The organism is Rhodococcus sp. 114MFTsu3.1, from assembly GCF_000383555.1.
Lineage (GTDB): Bacteria > Actinomycetota > Actinomycetes > Mycobacteriales > Mycobacteriaceae > Rhodococcoides > Rhodococcoides fascians_E.
Window position 1 is genome coordinate 45,031 of the sequence record NZ_KB911562.1, and the last position, 21,898, is coordinate 66,928.

The window sequence follows — 21,898 nt, forward strand, 5'->3', positions numbered from 1 at the left end:
AACGAAGATCGCCCGTCACGAGAGGAGTGTTCCGGTGTCACTTGCAACAGCTGCGTCCGATGCCTGGGCCGATGTGCACCGTTCGTACGAACACAACGGAGGGGGCAGCCCCCTGGCGCGGTCGTGCACGCGCCTTCGGGCGCTCAATCCCGACTACCCGCGCATGTACGCAGTCGCCGCGATGGCCACCGAAGGCAAGCGGCGGTGGTGGCACCTCGCGACAGGACTCGAGGACGGCCGGGTCGACTCGATGCTCGGCAGATCGCTGGAGGATCTCGGCTCGATGGAGGCTGCGGCCCATCAGGTCGCGACGGCGCTGGTGCACGCGGTCGTCGGCCGCGTCGCCGCGCTGGTGGTACTCGAGGGGCGAGCGTGGGACCCCGGAATCGACAACCTCTGGATTCACATGGACAGCGACGGCGGTATCGACTGGGCGGGCGTGGGGTCACCGATTCTGCGCGTGCTGCCGGACGACCCGCTCGAGTCGACACCCGGCACGGTTACTCTCCCGTGCGAGGAAGCGCTGCTCGTGTGGACCGCGCACCGTTGCATCACCTCGCTGACTGCAGTTCTGAGGTCCATCTCCGCCCGGGCACCGTTCGACGCGTCCACGTTCTGGAGCCTCGTCGGCGATTCGATCCTCGGTGCCTCGACGTACATTCCGGTGCTTGCGAACACCTTTGCTTCCGACAGTGCGCGGCGCGGGCAGGCATTGCTCGACGCGTTCGTCGCCGCGGGCGCACCGGTCCGCGCCCGACCCTGGCCACGTACGCGACTACGTGCCTCCTAGCCCTTGCCAAATCAGGTAAGGCTAGCCTACAGTTCTGGGTGAACCACCGGACCGCGCCGGAGTCCTGAGGGCTGCAGAGACTCCCGGTCCTTGCCACGGCGGGCCTCACATTTCTTCGAATGTGAGGCCCGCCGATTTTTGCCTCGACCTTCTGGTGTAGTCCTGATCTGCGCGTCGAACGCGACGACGCCAGGCGAATCAGGAGAGTCGATGAGCGAGACGCACAGCCCCATCACCCCGAACGTCGATCCCGCGGAGATGACGGAACTCTGCGCGCAGGGTTTCGACGGCGCAGTCGGACTCGTGTACACCGAAGTGTCCGCAGACCGCGTACGCGCAACGTGGGACGTGACGCCGAGGCTGCACCAGCCGGCCGGGATCATGCACGGCGGCGTCCTGTGCTCCGTCGTGGAGTCGATGGCCAGTATCGGGGCGAGCGTCTGGCTCGGTTCGCGCGGACACGTCGTCGGCGTGAACAACAACACCGACTTCCTGCGGGCATCGAGAGAGGGAACCCTCGTCGCCGAAGCGCGTCCGATCCATCGCGGTCGCACCCAGCAGTTGTGGCAGGTGGACATCACCAACGAGGCCGGAAAAGCCGTCGCGCAGGGCAAGGTTCGGTTGGCCAACATCACCGACACCGCAGCGCTCGGCCACGGAACCACCGAGTGAAGACCGGACGAGCCGCACCATCGGTAAGCGTTCTGGGACACTGACACGGTGAGCAACGCACCCATCTCCGGATCACCCGACGACCAGAACGAGTCCGCGCGGCAGGAAGCACGCTTGTCCGACGCTGCGCTCGACCGCATCGAGTCGATTCTCGGTCCCGTCGACGACGCTCTCGCCGCAGATTTCCCCGGTGACCGGATCGGTGGGCAGCCCATCCACACGATCTACGTAGCCGCATCTGCGGCCGGGGTGGACATTCCGGCAAGGTGGGGACAGCAGGCGCTGAGCCTGATCGACGAGAACCAGAAGGTGTTCGATTCGATCGACTCGGTCGGTGTGCTGCCGCGCGTTCGAGAAGCGTTGGCGACGCGCCCGATTCAAGATCTGCGCATCGACTTCGAGGACGGCTACGGCTGGCGCGCGGACGAGACCGAGGACGCACACGCCCGCGAGGCGGGACGCATTCTCGCATCCCTGGCTGCCGACTCCTCGGGCCCGCAGTGGTGCGGAATCCGCCCCAAGGGACTGGCACCGCACGAACGCCGCCGGGGTATCAGGACTCTGGAGCTGGTTCTCGACGGAGCCGGGGGAGTGCCGTCGGGATTCGTGTTCACGGTGCCCAAACTACGAGCTGCCGAGCAGGTCGACGCAGTTGTCGCTCTGTGCGAGGAGATCGAGCGAGCGCATGGACTTCCGGACCGAGCGCTTCGATTCGAGCTTCAGATCGAGAGTCCTCAGGCCGTCGTCGGCAGCGACGGGACCGCAACACTCGCGCGTGCCCTGGGACGCGCGGACGGTCGGTGCACCTCACTCCACTACGGGACGTACGACTACAGCGCGGCGTGCGGAATCACGTCCGCTCAGCAATCCCTCGAACATCCGGTGGCGGACCACGCGAAGGCGGTGATGCTGGCAGCCACGGCACAAACGGGGATCTGGGTGAGCGACGGCTCGACGCAGGTGGTTCCGAGTGGGACACCGGCCGAGGTCGACAGCGCCATCCGGCGCCACGCCGGCCTGGTCACCCGATCCCTCGAGCGCGGCTTCTATCAAGGGTGGGACATGCACCCGACCCACCTCGCGACGCGATGGACTGCGACGTTGTCGTTCTTCCGGTCGGCGATGCCGACGGCCGCGTCGCGGGTTGCGGCGTACCTCGACACGACGTCGGGCGGCATGATGGACGAGCCTGCCACCGCTCAGGCACTGGCCGCGGTCCTCGTTCGCGGTCTGGATTGCGGGGCGGTCGACGCCGCCGAGCTCGAGTCGCTGTCACCTCTCGTCACTCGGGACGTTCTGCACGGACTGCTGGCTCGTACCGTCGGCGGGCCTTCGGCCCAGTCGTAGCGGTCGGCCGGCCGTACCCTGCCGCAAACGAGCACACGTGCCAGAATGTCCGGTACTGCCTGCGTCGGGCAGGACGGGTTACGGATGGAGATCGAATGCGGCTGACTCCGCACGAGCAGGACCGGCTGCTCCTCAGTTACGCAGCTGAATTGGCACGTAGGCGTCGTAGTCGAGGTCGGCTGCTCAATCACCCGGAAGCAGTCGCGCTCATCACCGATCACCTTCTCGAGGGCGCACGCGACGGAAAATCCGTTGCCGAGCTCATGGCATCGGGACGCGAGGTCCTGTCGGCCGACGACGTCATCAGCGGAGTTCCCGAACTACTTCCCGAGGTTCAGGTCGAAGCGACGTTCCCCGACGGCACCAAATTGATCACCGTCCATGAACCCATTTCTCCGAAACGGGGTGACGGGCATCTGATTCCAGGTGAAGTCCTCACCGAGGACGGCGTCATCGAACTGAACGAGGGTGCTGACCTCGTGACGCTCGAGGTGGTCAACACCGGTGATCGTCCGGTGCAGGTGGGAAGCCACGTCCATTTTCCCCAGGCGAACGAGGCGCTGTCGTACGATCGCGCGCAGGCGCACGGACGACGGCTGGGCATTCCCGCCGGCACTGCGGTGCGGTTCGAGCCCGGCATCACCATGACAGTCTCACTCGTTCCTCTCGGCGGAAGCCGAGAAGTGTACGGACTGAGTTCGAATCCTCCCGGAAAGCTCGATGCCTGATGGCCCAGCTCAGTCGTTCTCGATACGCGCAGTTGTTCGGCCCCACCACAGGTGATCGAATCCGGTTGGCGGACACTGACCTTCTGATCGAAGTGACCGAGGACCGAAGTGGTGGTCCAGGACTGGCCGGGGAAGAAGCAGTCTTCGGCGGCGGGAAGGTGATCCGCGAGTCGATGGGGCAGTCGCGCGCAACGCGGGCCGACGGAGCCCCCGATACCGTCATCACGGGAGTCGTCGTCGTCGACTACTGGGGAATAATCAAGGCGGACATCGGTATTCGCGATGGGCGGATCGTCGCGCTCGGCAAGGCCGGCAACCCCGACACGATGACCGGTGTCCATCCGGACCTCGTCATCGGTCCGTCGACCGAGATCATCGCAGGCAACGGCAAGATCGTCACGGCCGGTGGAATCGACTGCCACGTGCATTTCATCTGCCCGCAGATCATGGACGAAGCGTTGGCGGGCGGAATCACCACCGTGATCGGCGGAGGAACCGGACCTGCCGAGGGCAGCAAAGCTACAACCGTCACCCCGGGTGCCTGGCACTTGTCGAGAATGTTGGAAGCACTCGACGGCTGGCCGATGAACATCGTCCTGCTCGGCAAGGGCAACACCGTCAGCACCGAAGCGATGTGGGAGCAGCTGCGCGCCGGCGCATCGGGTTTCAAACTTCACGAGGACTGGGGCTCCACTCCCGCTGCCATCGACGCGTGCCTTCGTGTGTGCGAGGACGCAGGCGTGCAGGCCGCTCTGCACTCGGACACACTCAACGAAGCCGGGTTCGTCGAGACCACCCTGGATGCGATCGCGGGTCGCGGCATTCACGCGTACCACACCGAAGGTGCGGGAGGTGGGCACGCACCCGACATCATCACCGTCGCGTCGTACGGGCACGTGCTGCCGAGTTCGACCAATCCCACTCGGCCGCACACGGTCAACACGCTCGACGAACATCTCGACATGCTGATGGTGTGTCACCACCTCAGTCCGTCCATCCCGGAGGATCTCGCCTTCGCCGAGAGCCGAATTCGGCCGTCCACCATCGCCGCCGAGGACTTGCTGCACGACATCGGAGCAATCTCCATGATCGGCAGCGACGCACAGGCCATGGGCAGGATCGGGGAGGTCGTGTTGCGCACCTGGCAGACGGCCCACGTGATGAAGAAACGACGGGGGTTCCTCCCCGGGGACACCCGCGCGGACAACAATCGTGTGCAGCGCTACATCGCGAAATACACGATCTGCCCTGCCGTCGCGCACGGTCTCGACGCCGAGGTCGGTTCCATCGAACCAGGCAAGCTGGCCGACCTCGTGCTGTGGGATCCGGCGTTCTTCGGTGTCCGGCCGCACGCGGTGATCAAGGGCGGGATGATCGCATGGGCGCAGATGGGGGACGCGAATGCGTCGATCCCTACCCCTCAGCCGGAGCTGCCCAGACCGATGTTCGGCGCATCACCCAAGGCCGCAGCAGCCACATCGGTGCACTTCGTCGCCCCTCAGGCGATCGAGGACGGTTTGGCGAATCGACTCGACTGCGACAGACGGCTGGTTGCGGTCGGGAACGTTCGGGCGGTGGGCAAGGCCGACATGCCGCTCAACGACGCGCAGCCCCGCATCGAGGTCGATCCCGATTCGTTCACCGTGAAGATCGACGGCGACGTCTGGACCGAGCAGCCTGCTACCGAACTTCCGATGGCGCAGAGGTACTTTCTCTTTTGAGCGCGGTCGTGCACGAAATCTCCATGATCATGTCGCTGGCGGATTCACGGTTGCCTACCGGTGGTCACGTCCACTCGGGCGGCATCGAAGAAGCCATCGAACAAGGGCTCGTGCGGGACATCGACACCGTGGAAGCTTTTCTGATCCGTCGACTCAGGACCAGCGGTGCGGTGACGGCGTCCCTCGCAGCCGCGGTATGTGAGTCGGTTCTCGACGTGGACGTCGCCGAGGACGAATGCGACGCACGTATTCCGTCGCCGGCTGCGCGGGCCGCGTCGCGGGCACAGGGGAGAGGATTGCTCAGGCTCGCCCGTGCGAGTTGGCCGCATCAGCAGTGGGAGTCGGTACCGCGTCGACCCCACCTGGCCGTCGTCGCCGGTCTCGTCGGTCGCGCTGCGACACTGCCGGGCCAGGCCATCGCGTCGGTGCAGGTGTACACCACGATGACCGGGTCCGCGATCGCAGCACAGCGACTGCTCGCCCTCGATCCGTCGGACGTCGCGGCATGCACGTTGCGGCTCGCTCGCACCTGCGATGAGGTGGCGGACGAGGTGTGCGCCTTGCTGCCCACCTTGGTGGATCTGTCCGACCCGCTGCTCGACGTGCTGGCGGAGAACCACGCGGCGCGCGAGCGGCCGCTGTTCGTATCCTGAAGACCGACCCGTTCATTCGAACGACATCATCTGCATCACCGAGTCACGAAAGGCCGAAACACAATGCCTCCGCATCTCATCGACGGCGAGCCGCACGACCACAGCCTCGACCGACCGAAGCGCACTCGAGTCCCCGGCGAAGCACTCCGCATCGGTATCGGCGGTCCGGTGGGATCCGGTAAGACCGCTCTGGTCGCTGCGCTGTGCCGCGAACTGCGCGACGAACTGTCGCTCGGAGTGCTGACGAACGACATCTACACGACCGAGGATGCCGACTTCCTCCGTCGGCACGCCGTCCTACCCGACGAGAGAATCACTGCGGTTCAGACCGGCGGATGCCCGCACACCGCGATTCGCGACGACATCACGGCGAACCTCGATGCCATCGACGACCTCGTCGACGAGAACCCACCACTCGATCTGATTCTGGTCGAGTCCGGCGGTGACAACCTGACGGCAACCTTCTCGTCCGGTCTCATCGACGTCCAGATCTTCGTCGTCGACGTTGCCGGCGGCGACAAGGTACCGCGTAAAGGTGGTCCCGGCGTTACCTTCTCGGATCTCCTGGTGATCAACAAGACCGACCTGGCGCCGTACGTGGGTGCCGATCTGGAGGTCATGCGAGGTGATGCGGAAAAGGTACGCGAGGGCCGACCGACCGCGATGATCTCCCTGACGGACGACCCGTCGGCATCGACAGTGCTCGAATGGGTCCGGGCGCGGCTGAAGGAGACGGCCGCGGCCGATGCGCACTGAGCTCGTCATCGTCGCCAGTGCCGAGCGCAGTCCGCGGATCATCTCGTCCGGCGGACTGTCCGGGCGCTTGACCGGTCCGGACACCGTACACATGATCGGCACGGCCGCAACACCTCTGGGCGGCGACGAGATGCGAATCCGCGTCGAGGTGGGAAAAGGTGCCAGCCTGGCAGTCCACAGTGTCGCGGCGACCCTGGCATTGCCGAGCGCCGCGACTACCGAGTCGCATTCGTGGTGGTCGTTCCACGTCGAGGACGGTGGCAGGCTGTTGTTCGACCCGGAACCCATGATCGTTGCGGCCGACGCGCGGCACCACTCGCGCACCGACGTTCGCTTCTCGGACTCGGGGGCGATCCACATCCGTGAGCGCATACAGATCGGCCGGGCCGGGGAGCGTGCAGGTTCCTGGTACGGCACAGTCTTCTCGGATGTCGACTGCGGCGGGGGCCGAGTCCGCCCGCACTTGCGGCACCGTGTGGAACTCGGCGTCGGCACATCGGGACACGACGTCATCTCCGCACCGATGGCGATGTCGAGCACCATCCGTTTCCCAGACGATCGCACTGTGGAAGCCGGACGATCGTGGGTTCGGATGCCACTGGCGGCCGGCGGCAGCCTCTCCACCGCAACCGGCAGCAGAATAGACACGCTAGCGTTGCCCACATGACGGACGGAGATGTGCGCAACGCGCAGTCGCCCGGCGCTGCCCCGTTCGAACCCGAGCACGTGGAGCAAGCGCGCGCCGCGGTGGACGCGGTACACAATCTGGACGATTGGGTGCAGCGGTTCGATCTATTGGGTGATCCGACGCGGTTGCGCATTCTGCTCTGTATGCACCGCGCGCCGGGAATTTGCGTCACCGACTTGGCGCTTGCCCTGTCGATGACGTCGACCTCGGTCTCGCACGCGCTGCGCCTGCTCAGGAACGAGGGGTGGGTTGCAGTGCAGCGGGACGGCAAGAGGATGACGTACCGGCTCGACGACGACACCGTTCATCGCATGCTTCACGAACTTGGCGCCACCCATGCACATCATGTGCACGAGTGACGCCGAGGAGGAGTGACTGCAGACGGGGTCAGCCGGCTGCTTTCTGTTCTTGTTCCGCCCTGGCCTTGCGACCCGACTCGCTGTCGCCCGGACTTTCCGACGCTTCGATCGAATTGAGTTGTTCGATGGCCAACCTCGCGAAGACCTGCTGTTCGGTCGACGCCATCTGTGCGCGTCCGCGTCCGAGGAAGGTCACGAACCAGGAGATGACGGTGGTGATGCGACTGCGGTACCCGACGAGGTAGTACAGGTGCAGCGCGAGCCACATGACCCACGCGATGAAACCGCCGAACTCGAGCTTGCCGACCTTGGCGACCGCGTTGAAGCGCGAGACGGTGGCCATCGAACCCTTGTCGAAGTACTTGAAGGGCTGACGCTGACTCGGATCCTCGCCTTTGAGCGACGCCTTGATCTGCTTGGCCGCGTAGTTCGCACCCTGGATCGCGCCCTGCGCCATTCCGGGAACATCCTTGACCGACATCAAGTCACCGACGACGAACACGTTCGGGTGGCCCTTGACCGTGAGGTCCGGCTCCACGATGACGCGGCCTGCACGGTCGGTCTCGGACTCCGACTGGTCGGCGAGCTGCTTGCCGAGCGCGCTTCCCTGGACGCCGGCGGACCACACCTTGCACTGTGCTTCGATGCGGCGCGTCGTGCCGTCCTTCTCCTTGACGGTGAGTCCGTCGTTGTCGACGTCGGTGACCATCGCGTTGAGCTGAATCTCCACGCCGAGCTTCTCGAGCCGGTCCGCGGCCTTCTTGCCCAGTTTCTCGCCCATCGGTGGGAGCACAGCGGGGGCCGCGTCGAGAAGGATCACGCGAGCGTCGCGGGGGTCGATGTTGCGGAACGCCCCGTCCAGCGTGCGATCTGCGAGCTCGGCGATCTGGCCTGCCAGTTCGACTCCGGTCGGTCCGGCGCCGACGACGACGAACGTCATCAGTCGGTCGCGTTCTTCTTGGTCGTTGGACAGTTCGGCCTGCTCGAATGCGCCCAGGATGCGGCCGCGGAGCTCGAGAGCGTCGTCGATGGTCTTCATGCCCGGCGCGAACTCGGCGAAGTGATCGTTGCCGAAGTAGGACTGCTGCGCGCCCGCTGCGACGATCAGGCTGTCGAAGTGCGTCACCGTCACGCGCTCGAGGAGCTTGGACGTCACTGTCTTCGCCGACAGATCGATGTCGAGGACTTCACCCATGAGTACTTCGGCGTTCTTCTGCTTGCGCAGGATGACTCGGGTCGTGGGAGCGATCTCACCGACCGAGAGAATGCCCGTCGCGACCTGATAGAGCAGTGGCTGGAAGAGGTGGTGCGTGGTCTTGGCCACGAGGGTGATGTCGACGTCGGCCTTCTTGAGTGCCTTGACGCCGAAGAGACCGCCGAACCCGGAACCGATGACAACGACGTGATGGCGCTTCGATTCGACCGGTTGGATGCTCATTACCTGCTCCCTTGAAAATTAGATGTAGCTGCAACGGTAGTCGCCGCCGATCAGGGCGTCTCGGCAAGGTTCCCATGCGGCGGCTCGTCACGCCCGGCAGTTCGGCTCGTACACGCGGTGACCTGGGATGCGTCGACCCTCGATGGTTGCGGACGCGGCAGGGTGTGTGGTGAGTGCGCTCTTGATCGCTTCAGAAGCGGATCCGATTCTGTGGCGGAACACAAGGAGTCGACGCGATTGGCCCAAAGCCTGGTTTTTCGGTTCCCTGGGGTTCATACTCTGACCATGTTCGAGATAAGTGTTACCGAGAGTAACCTCAACACGTCGGTCGTCACCGTCGCTCAGGGGAGCGGCGGTCAGGGCGGGGGAGCCGCACTCGACCAGGTCTTCGGTATGAGCGCCGCGGCGGGAGTGATTTCACTCGGCCTGCTCTACCTTGCCTTTCTGCACCGTACTCGCCGCATCACCTGGCTGGGCCGACTTGCGGACTACGCCGGCGCGAAGACCAACCTCCCCGGGTGGGCAGCTCTGCCGTTGGTGATGTTCATATCGACGATTCTGACCGCGTTCCTTGGCTTCATCTGGGACGTCAGCCTGCACATCGGACGCGGACGCGACGAGGGGCCGCTCGCCAACCCGGCGCACTACTTCATCCTGGTCGGGTTGTTCTTCCTGTTCATCGCTGGTGCGCTCGCGATGATCCTGCCTCTCGACGAGAAGCCCGGCCGCGCCGCGATCAAGTTGACCCGCACGTGGTACGTCCCGACCGGTGGAGTGCTCATCATGGGGGCCGGCCTGTACGCCCTCATCGGATTTCCTCTCGACGACATCTGGCACCGCATCTTCGGTCAGGACGTGACGCTCTGGGGACCGACCCACCTGATGTTGATCGGCGGCGCCGGACTGTCCCTCGTCGGTGTGATTCTGCTCGAGCACGAAGGTCGAATCTCCATGGGCTCGGACGCCGATGGCCCCGATCCGCGCTGGCATCGGAGTCCGGTCCTGACGTGGTTGTTGCGCAGCTCCGCGTTCGGCGGATTGCTGATCGGTCTGTCGGTGTTCCAGATCGAATACGACTTCGGCGTCGAGCAGTTCCAGCTGATCTTCCAGCCGATGCTCATCGCGGGTGCGGGTGCCTTCGCGTTGATTGCCGCCCGCTTGATGGTCGGGCCCGGTGCCGCGGTGTTCGCTGTGGCGTTCGCCGCCGTCGTTCGGGAAATCACCGCTCTGCTCGTCGGACCGGTGTTCGGGGAGCCTCACAATGTGTTCGCTCTGTACCTGGGTGCAGCGATCGTCGTCGAGGTCATCGCGCTCACCCCGCTGGTGAAACGCCGTCTGCTGTTCGGTGCAGTCGCCGGCCTGGGAGTCGGAACCGTCGGAATCTGGGGCGAATCGCTCTGGGTCGACGCCGTTCATCTGTTTCCGTGGACATCGAGCATGTGGCTCGACACCCTGCTGATGACCGTCCCGGTCGGTGTCACCACCGGCCTCGCCGCGGGTCTGTTCGCGCAAGCGCTGAGCGGCGACGGGCTGCCCGGACCGGCCGTTCGCCGAACTGTCGTGTTCGCGATGATTCTCGCCCTCGGTGGCACCGTGGCCAACGGCCTTGCCTTCGAGGTGCCTACGGACGCCACTGCGACAGTGCGGTTGACGGACGCGGAACCTGTGGACGGTTTCCGCATGGTGACCGCCGAGGTGGAGATCGATCCGATAGATCTCGTCAGCGACGACCCCGAATGGGTCTCGATTCTCGCGTGGCAGGGCGGGGGAGACACGTTACGCGGCTTGGTGGTCGACCGACTGGAGGCCACCGGACCCGGCACCTTCCGGTCCACGAAGCCGGTCCCGGTCGACGGCACATGGAAGACTGTCCTCCGCATTCACGACGGTCGCACCCTGACGGCGGCACCGGTGTTCATGGCGGCCGACGAGGGCATCGGAGCAGAGGAGGTGTCCGCCGACGCGTCGTTCACTCGTGACCTGGTCTCGGAGATCACGCTGTTGCAGCGAGAACGGAACTTCGACCATCCGACGTGGTTGTTCGCCGCGGCGTCGCTCGTCGTTCTCGTGTGCACACTGCTGTTGGTCTGGGCTCTTTCGTGGGGAACGGTGCGTATCAGCTCGGTGACTCCCCGGAACTCGCTGCGCACCTCGAGTGAGCACAGAACACCCAGTCGCACATGACAGTTCATCTTTCGAGCTCGCAAGACGTCGTCTACCTCGCGGATCACTCGGTCGTGCTGGCGCTGCCGGCTCTGATACCGGCGTTCATCATCGTCGCAGTCGTTCTGTACATCGTCGCGAAGGACCGACGTGCGGAGAGAAACGAGAACGCCGAGGACGAATCCGCCGACTTGCCCGACCGGAGCTCGGACGACCTGCCCAGTGACCACAACGATGGGAAGAAGAAATGAAGTACGTCCGCTGCGCCGCTGTGACGGGCGCTGCGATGTTGTTCCTCACTGTCGGATGCTCGTCCGCTTCGGACACCGGCAGCAGCACCGCGGCGATGTCCTCGGCCACCGAGGCGTCCTCGGTGGCCGATCCGCAACCTGTCGGCACGGTCATCGATGTCACCATCATGGGCAGTGACATCTCACCCACCAACGAGCGTCTGGACGCAGTCGTAGGTGAGCCCATCACGCTGCGGGTGAACAGCGACACGACGGACGAGCTGCACATACATTCCGTGCCGGACCACACGTTCGAGGTGGAGGCGAAAGCCGATCAGACCTTCGAGTTCACCGTGGACGTGCCCGGTTCGGTGGCGATCGAGCTTCATCACGCCGATCGCACCGTCGCGACGCTCGCTGTCAGGCCGTGATCCTCGCCCACGGGTTGGGCGGTTCCACCGATCTGCCCCTGCCGGTCACGTTCGTCCTGATCGGCGGAGCCTGGGCGTTGTCGATTTCGTTCGCCGTTCTGATCTTCGCTTGGCGCACACCACGACTGGATCCGCGCAGGCGGTGGGCAACCGTTCCTCCTACGGCGCAGCGTTTCGTCGATGCACCCGCCACTCGGTGGACGCTGCGTCTCGTGGCGCTCGCTTTCTCGGTGTACATAGGGTGGGCTGCGTACGCAGGGCCGGAAGATGCGACGAACGCGCTCCCCGGGGTGTTCTACGTTCTCCTGTGGGTCGGCCTGCCGATCGCGTCGGCGTTCCTGGGCCCGGTGTGGCGCATTGTGTCGCCGGTCCGGACGATTCACGCGGTCGTGTGCAGAGCGCTACGCCGCCCCACTGATACCGGACTGATCGAGTATCCCGCTCGGTTGGGTGCATGGCCTGCCGTCGTAGGTCTGTTCGCATTCGTCTGGCTCGAGCTCGCGTACTCCGATCCAGGTTCTGTGGACGCCATTCGGACGTGGTGTTCGGCGTACGCAACTCTGATGCTCGCCGGGGCTATGACGTTCGGAGACAGGTGGTTCGACAACGGCGATCCGTTCGAGAAGTACAGCGACACGATTGCACGCCTGGCCCCGCTCGCCAGATCACCCGAAGGCCCGCTCGTGCTGCGAAATCCGCTCGACGGTCTACCGACGTTCCCGGTGCTTCCGGGTTCGGTGGGGGTCGTGGCCGTTCTCCTCGGATCGACTGCGTTCGACAGTGCGTCGCAGCTACCGGCCTGGCGCAATGTCGTCGACGACGTATCGGGATCCAGCGGCGGGGCGGTCGCGTTCCGCACTGTCGGTCTGCTCGCCCTGGTGTCGATCGTCGGGGTCGCGTTCTGGCTCTGCTGCCAGGCCACCGGCGGGCTGTCCCGAACCGAACGTCGAGCGCTCCCGGGGGCGTTGGCGCATTCGCTCATCCCGATCGCGTTCGGCTACGTGCTGGCTCACTACCTGACCTATTTCGTCGAGAAGGGCCAGAGCACCGTTCTGCTACTGACCGATCCGCTCGGTGACGGGTGGGATCTGCTCGGGCAGCAGGGGTGGGAAGTGTCCTACGTGTTGTCCGAGCACCCCGGCGTCGTGTCCTCGATCAAGGTTCTGTGTGTTCTGCTCGGCCACATCCTCGGAGTCGCCGCCGCCCACGACGCATCGCTGCGAATACTGCCGCGGGCCCACCGATTGAGTGGTCAGTTGGCTCTGATGGTGCTGATGGTCTTTTTCACCTTCGGTGGCCTGTTTCTGCTGTTCGGGGGCTGATTTCCGACCCGTCTCTTCTTACTCGACCAACGAGTTAAATGAGCGAACTTTCTATTGTCAGGACAAATGCTTGACATTGGCGTGTGATCCGGATTACATATTGAGCGCAACATCGATTGGTTCACCCGTTCCATGGCGGAACGGCGTCGAGAAAGAGAATTGATGACACTTCAGACGAGTCACGGCACTGGCCGACCAGGTTCACTCCGCGTGCTCCGTACCGGCGCCGTCCTCGGGTTGGCGCTGTGCGCCACCGTGGCTGCGGGATGCTCCAGCACCGGCGGTGCTCCGGAGAGCTCCGGCGGAGGCTCCAACGCAGGTACGGCCGACACACCCCGCGCGACCATCGCGATGATCACGCACGAAGTTCCCGGCGACACGTTCTGGGACCTGATCCGCAAGGGCGCAGAAGCCGCAGCTGCAAAGGACAACATCGAGCTTCGCTACTCCGCGGACCCGGAAGCTCCCAACCAGGCCAACCTCGTGCAGAGCGCCATCGACTCCGACGTCGACGGTATCGCCGTCACGTTGGCCAAGCCCGACGCCATGGCACCCGCCGTCGAAGCAGCTACCGCAGCAGGCATCCCCGTCGTCGCCTTCAATTCCGGTTACGACAGTTGGAAGGATCAGGGAGTCCAGCAGTACTTCGGTCAGGACGAGACCATTGCAGGTGAAGCCGCAGGCGCCCGCCTGACCGCTGACGGCGCCAAGAAGACGCTGTGCATCATTCAGGAACAAGGTCAGGTCGCACTCGAATCCCGCTGTGCAGGCGTAACCCAGGGATTCACCGGAGGCAGCACCGAGATTCTGAACGTCAACAGCAAGGACATGCCCTCGGTTGAGGCGACCATCACCGCCAAGCTGCAGCAGGACCCCAGCATCGATCACATCGTCGCCCTTGGAGCGCCGATTGCACTGACCGCCGTGCAGTCGAAGTCCAACGCCGGCAGTGATGCAACCATCGTCACGTTTGACACCAACGCCGCCCTCGTCGACGCCATCAAGGCCGGTGACGTCGCGTGGGCCATCGACCAGCAGCCGTACCTGCAGGGATACCTTGCAGTCGACTCGCTGTGGCTGTACCTGAACAACGGCAACACCATCGGTGGCGGCACCCCGGTTCTCACCGGTCCCGCGTTCATCGACTCGTCCAACATCGACGCCATAGCCGAGTACGCCCAGAACGGAACTCGCTAGGCGCGCGCCCGACGCGGCCACCCCTCGGCCGCGTCGGGCGCCACCAGCACGGAAGGATTTGTCATGAGCACACAGGCCGATTTGGATCTGTCCAAGCACACCGTCGTCACCGATGAGCGGGTCAAGAAGCAGAAGCCGTTGCAGCGGTTGCTGGTTCGTCCGGAGATCGGCGCGCTGTTCGGCGCGATCGTGATCTTCGTCTTCTTCTGCATCGTCGCTCCACCCTTCCGATCCCCGGAAGCTCTCGCCACCGTCCTCTACGCCTCGTCGACCATCGGCATCATGGCGATCGGAGTGTCGCTGTTGATGATCGGCGGAGAGTTCGACCTCTCCACCGGTGTCGCGGTGACGTTCTCCTCGATCATGGCCTCGATGATCGCCTACAACCTGCACCTGAACGTCTGGCTGGGATCGCTGCTGGCGCTCGTACTCGCCCTCGGGGTCGGATTCCTCAACGGCTATCTGGTGATGAAGACGAAGATTCCCTCGTTCCTGATCACCCTGTCGAGCTTCCTGATGCTGACCGGTATCAACCTCGCGGTCACCAAGCTCGTCACCGGGCAGGTCGCCACCCCGTCGATCTCGGACATGGCCGGCTTCGACTCGGCGAAGAAGGTCTTCGCCTCGTCCTTCCAGATCGGAGATGTCTCGATCCGCATCACCGTCGTCTGGTGGCTGTTGTTCACCGCCATCTCCACCTACGTGCTCATGAAGACCCGCATCGGCAACTGGATCTTCGCCGTCGGCGGCAACCAGGACTCGGCTCGCGCCATCGGTGTTCCCGTGACGAAGGTCAAGATCGGGCTGTTCATGTTCGTCGGATTCTGCGCCTGGTTCGTCGGCATGCACCTGCTGTTCGCGTTCAACACCGTCCAGTCCGGTCAGGGCGTGGGCAACGAATTCCTCTACATCATCGCCGCCGTCATCGGTGGCTGCCTGTTGACCGGTGGTTTCGGTACGACCATCGGAGCGATGATCGGCGCATTCATCTTCGGCATGGCCAACCAGGGCATCGTCTACGCCGGATGGAACCCGGACTGGTTCAAGTTCTTCCTCGGCGCGATGCTGCTGTTCGCCGTCATCGCGAACAATTCCTTCCGCAACTACGCAGCAAAAAGGTGACCGGTCATGACCACACACGCACAAACCCCGATCGAGAACGTCCCCTCGGGCGGCAAGACACCGCTCATCGAGCTCAAAGACGTCGGTAAGTCCTACGGCAACATCATCGCCCTCACCGGCATCAACCTGCGCGTCGGCGCCGGCGAGGTCACCGGTGTTCTCGGTGACAACGGCGCCGGCAAGTCCACCTTGATCAAGATCATGGCGGGCCTGCACCAGCAGACCGAAGGCGAACTGCTCGTCGACGGTGTCGACACCAAGTTCAGTTCCCCGAAGGACGCACTGGGCAAGGGCATCGCGACGGTCTACCAGGACCTCGCGGTGGTCTCCCTGATGCCGGTCTGGCGCAACTTCTTCCTCGGCCAGGAACTGCGCAAAGGCCCGTTCCGGACACTCGACGCCACCGCGATGCGCGCGACGACCATCGAAGAGCTGCACAAGATGGGTATCGATCTGCCCGACGTGGATGCACCCATCGGATCGCTGTCCGGCGGCCAGCGTCAGTGTGTGGCGATCGCCCGAGCTATCTTCTTCGGCGCACGCGTGCTCATCCTCGACGAGCCGACCGCCGCGTTGGGTGTCAAGCAGTCCGGCATGGTTCTGCGATACATCTCCGCCGCGAAGGAGCAGGGCTTCGGCGTCGTGTTCATCACCCACAACCCGCATCACGCGTACATGGTGGGTGACCACTTCGTGCTCCTCAACCGTGGTCGCCAGAAGCTCGACTGCACCTACGACGAGATCAGCCTCGACGATCTCACCAAGGAAATGGCGGGCGGCGACGAACTCGAAACCCTCACCCATGAGCTGAGGCGCTGAGTCACGTCGCAATTCGGCGACATGGCCGCGTTCGACCGGGTCGGCCCGCTTGTCTCCCACCGGAGACAAGCGGGCCGACCCATTTCTCGTCCGCAATACGTACACGCATCCGCCGTGTGCGCGTCGGTGTCGCGCGATAGGTTCTCTGGCACGAGGCCCGACGAACACCTGCGGTGAGGCGAGCATGAGCGACTATCCCGATGTGCCGGAGAGCATCCTGAAGGTCATCAGAGCGGTGTGCTCGAGATTGCCCGAGACCGTCGAGGAGCGCGCGTGGACCGGGGTGCGCTGGCGGGTACGCACCAGGACGTTCGCGCACGTGTTGGTGGTCGAACCGGGCAGGCCGGCGTCCTACGCCGACGCTGCGGGACTCGCGGAACCCGCCACGGTGTTGACGTTCCGATCCGAGGCGCCCGAACTGGACGTGCTGCTGCGGTCCGGGCCGCCGTTCTTCGCGACGCCGTGGGGGCAGGACACGGTGGGAATGCTGGTCGACGACGCCGACGAGGACGAACTGTCCGAGCTGCTCACCGACAGCTACTGCCTGCTCGCTCCCCGGAAGTTGGCGGAATCGGTGGATCGTCCGGGCGTCTGAGTCGTGCCGGTGACACACTCGAAGACATGACAGCGTTCCCTGTACTCGACCTGACCCCGGACGAACTGCTGACCACGACCCGCACCGTGCGCAAAAGACTGGACCTCACCCGTGACGTCGACCCGGATCTGATTCGCGAATGTCTGGAGATCGCGTTGCAGGCACCGTCGGGTTCCAATCGGCAGGGCTGGCAGTGGATGGTCGTCACCGACCCCTCGCTGCGTGCGCAACTGGGGGACATCTACCGCCAGGAGACCGAGAAATACCTGGCGTCGCGGGCGTCGGCGGCGAAACTGTTCGCCGACGACCCCCAGCGAGCACCGGTGCAGAAGCGAGTCGGTGACAGCGTGGCCTGGCTGGGTGACCACATGGGGGAGGTGCCGGTTCTGCTCATCCCGTGTATCCGCGGGGCCGCCCGGCTCCCGGCCGGCAATCAAGCCGGCCTGTGGGGATCACTGCTGCCCGCTGCGTGGAGCTACGCGCTGGCCGCCCGAGCGCGAGGACTCGGCACGGCGTGGACGACGCTGCACCTGTCCCGGGAAGACGAGGTCGCCGAATTGCTGGGTATCCCGCAGGGCTTCCATCAGGCCGCGCTGATCCCCACTGCGTACTTCACCGGTGAGACGTTCAAGCCCGCTCCGCGTGAACCGATCGATTCGGTTCTGCACATGGACAGGTGGTAGGCGCGGTCGTCGGCGGGCCAGTGGTGCAGGGTACTTCAGCTGCGAGCCCTACGCGCGAGTTCGACAGTAGCTTCGCGGAGGTCGTCGATCTTGGTTATCGGTGACGCGTAGCCGACTCTGGTCGTGGCATGTCCACGAGGTGTGGTGACGCTGAGATCGAGGCCGTACCGATCGGCCGTCGTGCATGTGGCGACGGTTGCATCGGGATAACCGCCGAGGTTCTGCGCCATCGCCAGTAGCGAATCGGCATGATCCTCGTTGAGATGCGAGATCGCGTACGCCGCTCCGGGTGACACCGGATCGGCAGTGGCGGTCTCGTAGTCGGCGGCTGTGGCCGAGTCCATTCGCCCGTAACCTCCGACCCAGCGGGCTCGTTCGACTCGGAGCACCCACAGCGAGAAATCGCTGTAATCGATGTAGTACTTCGCCGCGGGCACAGCATCGAGGTGTGCGGCTCGAGCGGCGTCGAGTTCGGGTCCGGTGGGAGCGTCCACCCGGCCGGCAAGCGTCACCCGGGAGATCGCCAGAGGATCACTCGCGGTTTCCGGGGCGACGATCGAGACACTTGCGCGTCGATCACCGTGCAGGTTGCGTCCGTGTTCGGCCATCCGAGAGACACACAACACGGGCGAGCCACCCAGAAGTCCGTAGGTGACGTACGACGCCCACGGATCACCGTCGGCGGTCAGGGTGGCGAGCGTCGCGATGTTGGTCGACGCGGCGACGGTGCGAGCTTCCTCTGCAGGCGTCGGTCGGCGGACGTCCTCGACATCGACGAGCGGGGGAGGAGTCGACGGTGCATCACCTGGGTCGCCATGATCGAGTGCCATGCCGGGCAGTCTACGGAGTCGCCGTGTGGCACGGGCAACTGTGTGACGCCGTTTGGAGACCGACCCGTCTGGGCATGTCAAGGCCGTGATGAGGGTGTTGCGCACCAACCGGACGGTGCGAGCGGTAATGGCGGCGATGGGGTTGTTCGTGGTGGTCGCTGCAATCTGGGCCGGCGTGGGGTATGTCTACGCCGACGACAGGAAGGCAGCGTCGGCGACGACGGTCGGTTTGTGCGTGCTGGGTGTGGGGTGGCTTCTGGTGGCGCTGGCCGTGACGATCAAACTGGTTCGGCTCAAGCTGAGGCGCAAGGCCAGCACCGACGAGTAGTCGGGGGGCGCCCCGGGTCGTTCGTCGATTCTGCACTGTCACGAAGTCCCGAAGTCCCGCACTCCCGAAGTCACCGGCACTCGAACTCACGTACGTCGGCGGAGAGAATTGCGGCCTGCTGACCGGCATCGGGACCGGAGCCACGAAACGCGTGAAGATGCTCGACGTCGTCCCACCTCTCGTAGATGTCGATGCGCCCGCTGTCGAGCAGGTCGGCAGCGATGGAGAAGTCCAAGCACCCTTCCGATTCCCTGGCCAGCCGCACTACCTCCACACAATCGGACAGGTAGGAATCTCTGGAGTTCGGTTCCACGGTGAGGTGCCCTGCAACGATGATCATGTGGGTACCGACATCGCGGTAGCCGAGAACTCATCGCCGAGGAGCAGCCGTGCGAGCACGAAAGATCGTCACCAACCTCACCGTCCCCGACATCGACGCAGCGAAAGGTTTCTACGAGCAGTTCCTGGGCCTGGAGACCCAGGAATTCAGTCTTGGATGGGTGGCGCGGTTCACCGCACCCGACGGCGACACCAGCGTCCAGCTAGTCACCCGTGACCGAACCTCACCCGTCGACTCCGTGATGTCGGTGATGACCGACGATGTCGACGCCGCGTACGACGAAGCCGTCGGCGCCGGGTACGAGATCGTGCATCCGGTGACGAACGAGCCCTGGGGCGTGCGGAGGTTTCTCGTCCGCGCGCCGGACGGAAACGTCGTGAACATCGTCCGTCACCACAGCGACTAGGCCTTCACCCGGCGATGAGGGCTCCACGGCGGCTTAGCTTCACGGCGACTGGGCCTCACTGCTGTACGGACTCCAGTACCGCCAATGTGCGGGTCGCTCTGGTCATCGCGACGTACCGATCGACTGCGCCCTCGATGCCGCTGCCGAACGCGGCCGGTTCGACGAGAACCACCAGATCGAACTCGAGCCCTTTGGACAACGACGGGGTCAACGACCGGATGCGATCGGTCTCACGGAACGTCGCGGCTCCGATGACGCATCCGATGCCGTCCGGGTTGTCGGCGAGCCAACGCTCGGTGATCGACGCGAGTTCCGACGGGTCCCCGTACGTCACCGGGACACCGCCGGCCCGAATGGATGTGGGTACGTTCGCGTCGGGGAGCACTCGTCGAATCTCGGGTTCGGCGACGGCCATCACCTCCTCCGGGGTGCGGTAGTTGATGGTCAGTTCCTGGATGGTCACGCCTTTCGTGTCGGTGTCGGTGACGCGTCCGATGCCCACTCGTTCGAGTCGGTCCATCCACGTCTCGGTGAATCCGTGGCGCGCCTGCGCCCGGTCGCCGACGATGGTGAAGCTTCCGGACGGGCAGCGCTGCACCAGCATCTGCCATTCCGCGTCGGTCAATTCCTGTGCCTCGTCGACGACGATGTGCGCGAACGGCCCGGCCATTCGGTCCGGTTCGGTGTGCGGAAGCACGGAATCGTCGACCAAGGCGTCGCGAATTCCGTCCTGCCGGAGTTGGGCGTACAGACCGTCCTCGTCGTCGAGCTGCAGGAGTTCCTCGACGACCCGGTCCATCCGCCGTCTCTCGGCGGCTGCCGCGGCCGCGCGTCGGCGCAGGATTCGCCCTGATTCGGGGTCGCCGAGGCGGCGACGGGCCGCATCCAGGATCGGAAGATCCGCCGTGGTCCATCGAGAAGGGTCGCTTCGCTGCAGAAGCGCGACTTCGGCCGGGGTCAGCCACGGCGCGCACAGACGCAGGTATGCGGGTACGGACCACAGGTCGGCCACCAGGTCGGCCGCCTCGACCGACGTCCACGAATTGTCCAGAGCTGCACGCAGTTCGTCGTTGGCCTGAAGCGACGCACGGACCTCGGACTCCGGGGCCTCACCGACGTACTTGTCGACGAGGATGCTCACCAGGACGTCCCACACGAGCTCCCGAGCGTCGTTGTGCGACGTCGTCGAATCGGCGGCGTCGAACGCTTCTTTCCAGTCGGCAGCCGAGAGGTGAAGATCCGCCCACTCCGTCTCCACCGTCATCGGCTTCGTGGGGGGCTGCTCGTAGAACCGAACAGCTCGTTCGACGGCCCCGACCATGTCCACCGATGATTTGAGCGCGGCGACGGCCTGGTCGTCCTCGATTTCGGCGGTCTCGCCTTCGGCCACGAGGTCGGGCAGCGTGCACGTGAGCACGCCCTCCTCACCGAGGCTGGGAAGAACATCGGAAACGTAGTTCAGGTACGGCTTGTGCGGTCCGACGAAGAGCACCCCGCCCCGATTGTGGCCCAGCCGCGGATCCGAGTACAGCAGGTAGGCGGTGCGATGCAGCGCCACAACGGTTTTGCCGGTACCGGGACCGCCGTCGACCACGAGCGCACCGTCGGATCCTGCTCTGATGATCGCGTCCTGGTCGGCCTGAATGGTGCCGAGAACGTCACGCATCCTCGGAGACCGTGTGGCTCCGAGGCTCGCGATGAACGCAGATTGGTCGTCGAGTGCCGCAGATTCGGCGCCTTCGCCCGCGCGGTCGGTGAACACCTCGTCCCAGTAGTCGGCGACGCGGCCGTTCGCCCATCGGTATCGGCGACGTCCGACCAAGCCCATAGGGTTTCGATGAGTGGCACCGAAGAACGGTTCGGCAGCGGGGGAGCGCCAGTCGAGCACCAGTTGCTCGCCTGCGTCGTCGAGCAAGCCGACGCGTCCGACGTAGATCGGATCGGAACCGTCGGCGGGCTGCATGTGTCCGAGGCACACGTCGAGGCCGAACCGTCGTAGAGAGCGAAGGCGTTGGGTCAAACGGTGAACTTCGAAGTCTCGTTCCATCGCTTCCTGACCCATTTGCCCGGTGGACCGCCGCGTGGCGTCGAGTCGAGCCGTGGCGTCGGCGATCGACGACGCCAGGCTGGATCGAATTGCGGCGAAGTGCTTTTCGTCCTCGTGAATCAATTCGGCTGCGGCCTTTCGAGCCCGGTTTCCGGTCAGGTCGAAGGCCGAGGTCGACGTGTGGTCGCTGGTCGAGGGTGGCATGCGCGCACGCCTTTCGTTCCGGTGAGTGT

24 protein-coding genes are annotated in these 21,898 nt (G+C 64.8%); 20 read left to right on the plus strand and 4 right to left on the minus strand.

Translation table 11 applies throughout. From position 1 onward, the window contains the following. Nucleotides 1–73: 73 nt before the first annotated feature. The 9 genes from H292_RS0124945 to H292_RS0124985 all read left to right on the plus strand — a co-directional run bounded on the left by H292_RS0124945 (nucleotide 74) and on the right by H292_RS0124985 (nucleotide 7,714). Complete coding sequence (locus H292_RS0124945; RefSeq protein WP_230594196.1) at nucleotides 74–790, plus strand: hypothetical protein; 717 nt, start codon at nucleotides 74–76, stop codon at nucleotides 788–790. Nucleotides 791–1,000: 210 nt separating this feature from the next. Beyond that, on the plus strand, nucleotides 1,001–1,462 hold the full coding sequence (locus H292_RS0124950; RefSeq protein WP_020113196.1) for a PaaI family thioesterase: 462 nt from the start codon (nucleotides 1,001–1,003) through the stop codon (nucleotides 1,460–1,462). A gap of 48 nt (nucleotides 1,463–1,510) precedes the next feature. Further along, nucleotides 1,511–2,809: a DUF6986 family protein gene (locus tag H292_RS0124955; RefSeq protein WP_020113197.1), complete on the plus strand. Its 1,299-nt coding sequence runs from the start codon at nucleotides 1,511–1,513 to the stop codon at nucleotides 2,807–2,809. A 95-nt stretch (nucleotides 2,810–2,904) separates the two neighbouring features. Next, on the plus strand, nucleotides 2,905–3,537 hold the full coding sequence (locus H292_RS27520; protein WP_020113198.1) for an urease subunit gamma: 633 nt from the start codon (nucleotides 2,905–2,907) through the stop codon (nucleotides 3,535–3,537). Continuing rightward, entirely contained in the window at nucleotides 3,537–5,258 is a 1,722-nt protein-coding gene (locus H292_RS0124965) for an urease subunit alpha (RefSeq protein WP_020113199.1), read from the plus strand. The genes H292_RS27520 and H292_RS0124965 overlap by 1 nt, the downstream gene beginning before the upstream one ends. A 23-nt stretch (nucleotides 5,259–5,281) precedes the next feature. After that, the gene (locus H292_RS0124970) at nucleotides 5,282–5,911 is read left to right on the plus strand and encodes an urease accessory protein UreF (protein WP_033188863.1); all 630 of its coding nucleotides are present in this window, start codon (nucleotides 5,282–5,284) and stop codon (nucleotides 5,909–5,911) included. Nucleotides 5,912–5,974: 63 nt separating this feature from the next. Beyond that, complete coding sequence (gene ureG, locus H292_RS0124975; RefSeq protein WP_020113201.1) at nucleotides 5,975–6,667, plus strand: urease accessory protein UreG; 693 nt, start codon at nucleotides 5,975–5,977, stop codon at nucleotides 6,665–6,667. After that, nucleotides 6,657–7,334: an urease accessory protein UreD gene (locus H292_RS0124980; RefSeq protein ID WP_020113202.1), complete on the plus strand. Its 678-nt coding sequence runs from the start codon at nucleotides 6,657–6,659 to the stop codon at nucleotides 7,332–7,334. The genes ureG and H292_RS0124980 overlap by 11 nt, the downstream gene beginning before the upstream one ends. After that, nucleotides 7,331–7,714, plus strand: coding sequence for an ArsR/SmtB family transcription factor (locus H292_RS0124985; protein WP_020113203.1), 384 nt, complete (start codon nucleotides 7,331–7,333; stop codon nucleotides 7,712–7,714). Before H292_RS0124980 ends, H292_RS0124985 begins: the two co-directional genes overlap by 4 nt. Nucleotides 7,715–7,742: 28 nt before the next feature. Here the strand turns inward: H292_RS0124985 and H292_RS0124990 are convergent, their stop codons facing one another. Beyond that, a complete protein-coding gene (locus H292_RS0124990) occupies nucleotides 7,743–9,152 on the minus strand; it encodes an NAD(P)/FAD-dependent oxidoreductase (RefSeq protein ID WP_020113204.1) in 1,410 nt (469 codons plus the stop codon). 285 nt (nucleotides 9,153–9,437) lie between these two features. Between H292_RS0124990 and H292_RS0124995 the strand changes: the two genes are divergently transcribed. The 9 genes from H292_RS0124995 to H292_RS0125035 all read left to right on the plus strand — a co-directional run bounded on the left by H292_RS0124995 (nucleotide 9,438) and on the right by H292_RS0125035 (nucleotide 17,714). After that, entirely contained in the window at nucleotides 9,438–11,336 is a 1,899-nt protein-coding gene (locus tag H292_RS0124995) for a hypothetical protein (RefSeq protein WP_019667627.1), read from the plus strand. After that, nucleotides 11,333–11,566, plus strand: coding sequence for a hypothetical protein (locus H292_RS0125000; RefSeq protein WP_020113205.1), 234 nt, complete (start codon nucleotides 11,333–11,335; stop codon nucleotides 11,564–11,566). The genes H292_RS0124995 and H292_RS0125000 overlap by 4 nt, the downstream gene beginning before the upstream one ends. Then, nucleotides 11,563–11,976, plus strand: coding sequence for a hypothetical protein (locus tag H292_RS0125005; RefSeq protein ID WP_020113206.1), 414 nt, complete (start codon nucleotides 11,563–11,565; stop codon nucleotides 11,974–11,976). Before H292_RS0125000 ends, H292_RS0125005 begins: the two co-directional genes overlap by 4 nt. Next, on the plus strand, nucleotides 11,973–13,298 hold the full coding sequence (locus H292_RS0125010) for a hypothetical protein (RefSeq protein ID WP_020113207.1): 1,326 nt from the start codon (nucleotides 11,973–11,975) through the stop codon (nucleotides 13,296–13,298). Before H292_RS0125005 ends, H292_RS0125010 begins: the two co-directional genes overlap by 4 nt. A gap of 162 nt (nucleotides 13,299–13,460) precedes the next feature. Further along, nucleotides 13,461–14,495: a substrate-binding domain-containing protein gene (locus tag H292_RS0125015; protein WP_231383923.1), complete on the plus strand. Its 1,035-nt coding sequence runs from the start codon at nucleotides 13,461–13,463 to the stop codon at nucleotides 14,493–14,495. A 63-nt stretch (nucleotides 14,496–14,558) separates the two neighbouring features. Beyond that, entirely contained in the window at nucleotides 14,559–15,617 is a 1,059-nt protein-coding gene (locus H292_RS0125020; protein ID WP_019667632.1) for an ABC transporter permease, read from the plus strand. 6 nt (nucleotides 15,618–15,623) lie between these two features. Continuing rightward, on the plus strand, nucleotides 15,624–16,436 hold the full coding sequence (locus H292_RS0125025) for an ATP-binding cassette domain-containing protein (RefSeq protein ID WP_020113209.1): 813 nt from the start codon (nucleotides 15,624–15,626) through the stop codon (nucleotides 16,434–16,436). 184 nt (nucleotides 16,437–16,620) lie between these two features. Next, nucleotides 16,621–17,031 carry an MmcQ/YjbR family DNA-binding protein gene (locus H292_RS0125030; protein ID WP_020113210.1) on the plus strand — a complete coding sequence of 137 codons (411 nt, stop codon included), beginning with the start codon at nucleotides 16,621–16,623 and terminating at the stop codon, nucleotides 17,029–17,031. Between the two features lie 26 nt (nucleotides 17,032–17,057). Further along, nucleotides 17,058–17,714: a nitroreductase family protein gene (locus H292_RS0125035; protein ID WP_020113211.1), complete on the plus strand. Its 657-nt coding sequence runs from the start codon at nucleotides 17,058–17,060 to the stop codon at nucleotides 17,712–17,714. A gap of 35 nt (nucleotides 17,715–17,749) precedes the next feature. Here H292_RS0125035 and H292_RS0125040 read toward each other — a convergent pair whose 3' ends face one another. Next, on the minus strand, nucleotides 17,750–18,544 hold the full coding sequence (locus tag H292_RS0125040; protein ID WP_020113212.1) for a HugZ family pyridoxamine 5'-phosphate oxidase: 795 nt from the start codon (nucleotides 18,542–18,544) through the stop codon (nucleotides 17,750–17,752). Nucleotides 18,545–18,659: 115 nt separating this feature from the next. Between H292_RS0125040 and H292_RS0125045 the strand changes: the two genes are divergently transcribed. Further along, complete coding sequence (locus tag H292_RS0125045; protein ID WP_230594364.1) at nucleotides 18,660–18,872, plus strand: hypothetical protein; 213 nt, start codon at nucleotides 18,660–18,662, stop codon at nucleotides 18,870–18,872. Nucleotides 18,873–18,942: 70 nt separating this feature from the next. On the opposite strand, the gene H292_RS0125050 is transcribed toward H292_RS0125045, so the two are convergent. Continuing rightward, nucleotides 18,943–19,212, minus strand: a complete 270-nt coding sequence (locus H292_RS0125050; RefSeq protein ID WP_019667638.1) for a putative quinol monooxygenase — start codon at nucleotides 19,210–19,212, stop codon at nucleotides 18,943–18,945. Nucleotides 19,213–19,261: 49 nt separating this feature from the next. Here H292_RS0125050 and H292_RS0125055 point away from each other — a divergent pair, with 49 nt between their 5' ends. After that, a complete protein-coding gene (locus H292_RS0125055; protein ID WP_020113213.1) occupies nucleotides 19,262–19,618 on the plus strand; it encodes a VOC family protein in 357 nt (118 codons plus the stop codon). Nucleotides 19,619–19,673: 55 nt separating this feature from the next. On the opposite strand, the gene helR is transcribed toward H292_RS0125055, so the two are convergent. Then, nucleotides 19,674–21,869: an RNA polymerase recycling motor ATPase HelR gene (gene helR / locus H292_RS0125060; RefSeq protein WP_020113214.1), complete on the minus strand. Its 2,196-nt coding sequence runs from the start codon at nucleotides 21,867–21,869 to the stop codon at nucleotides 19,674–19,676. Between the last annotated feature and the right edge of the window lie 29 nt (nucleotides 21,870–21,898).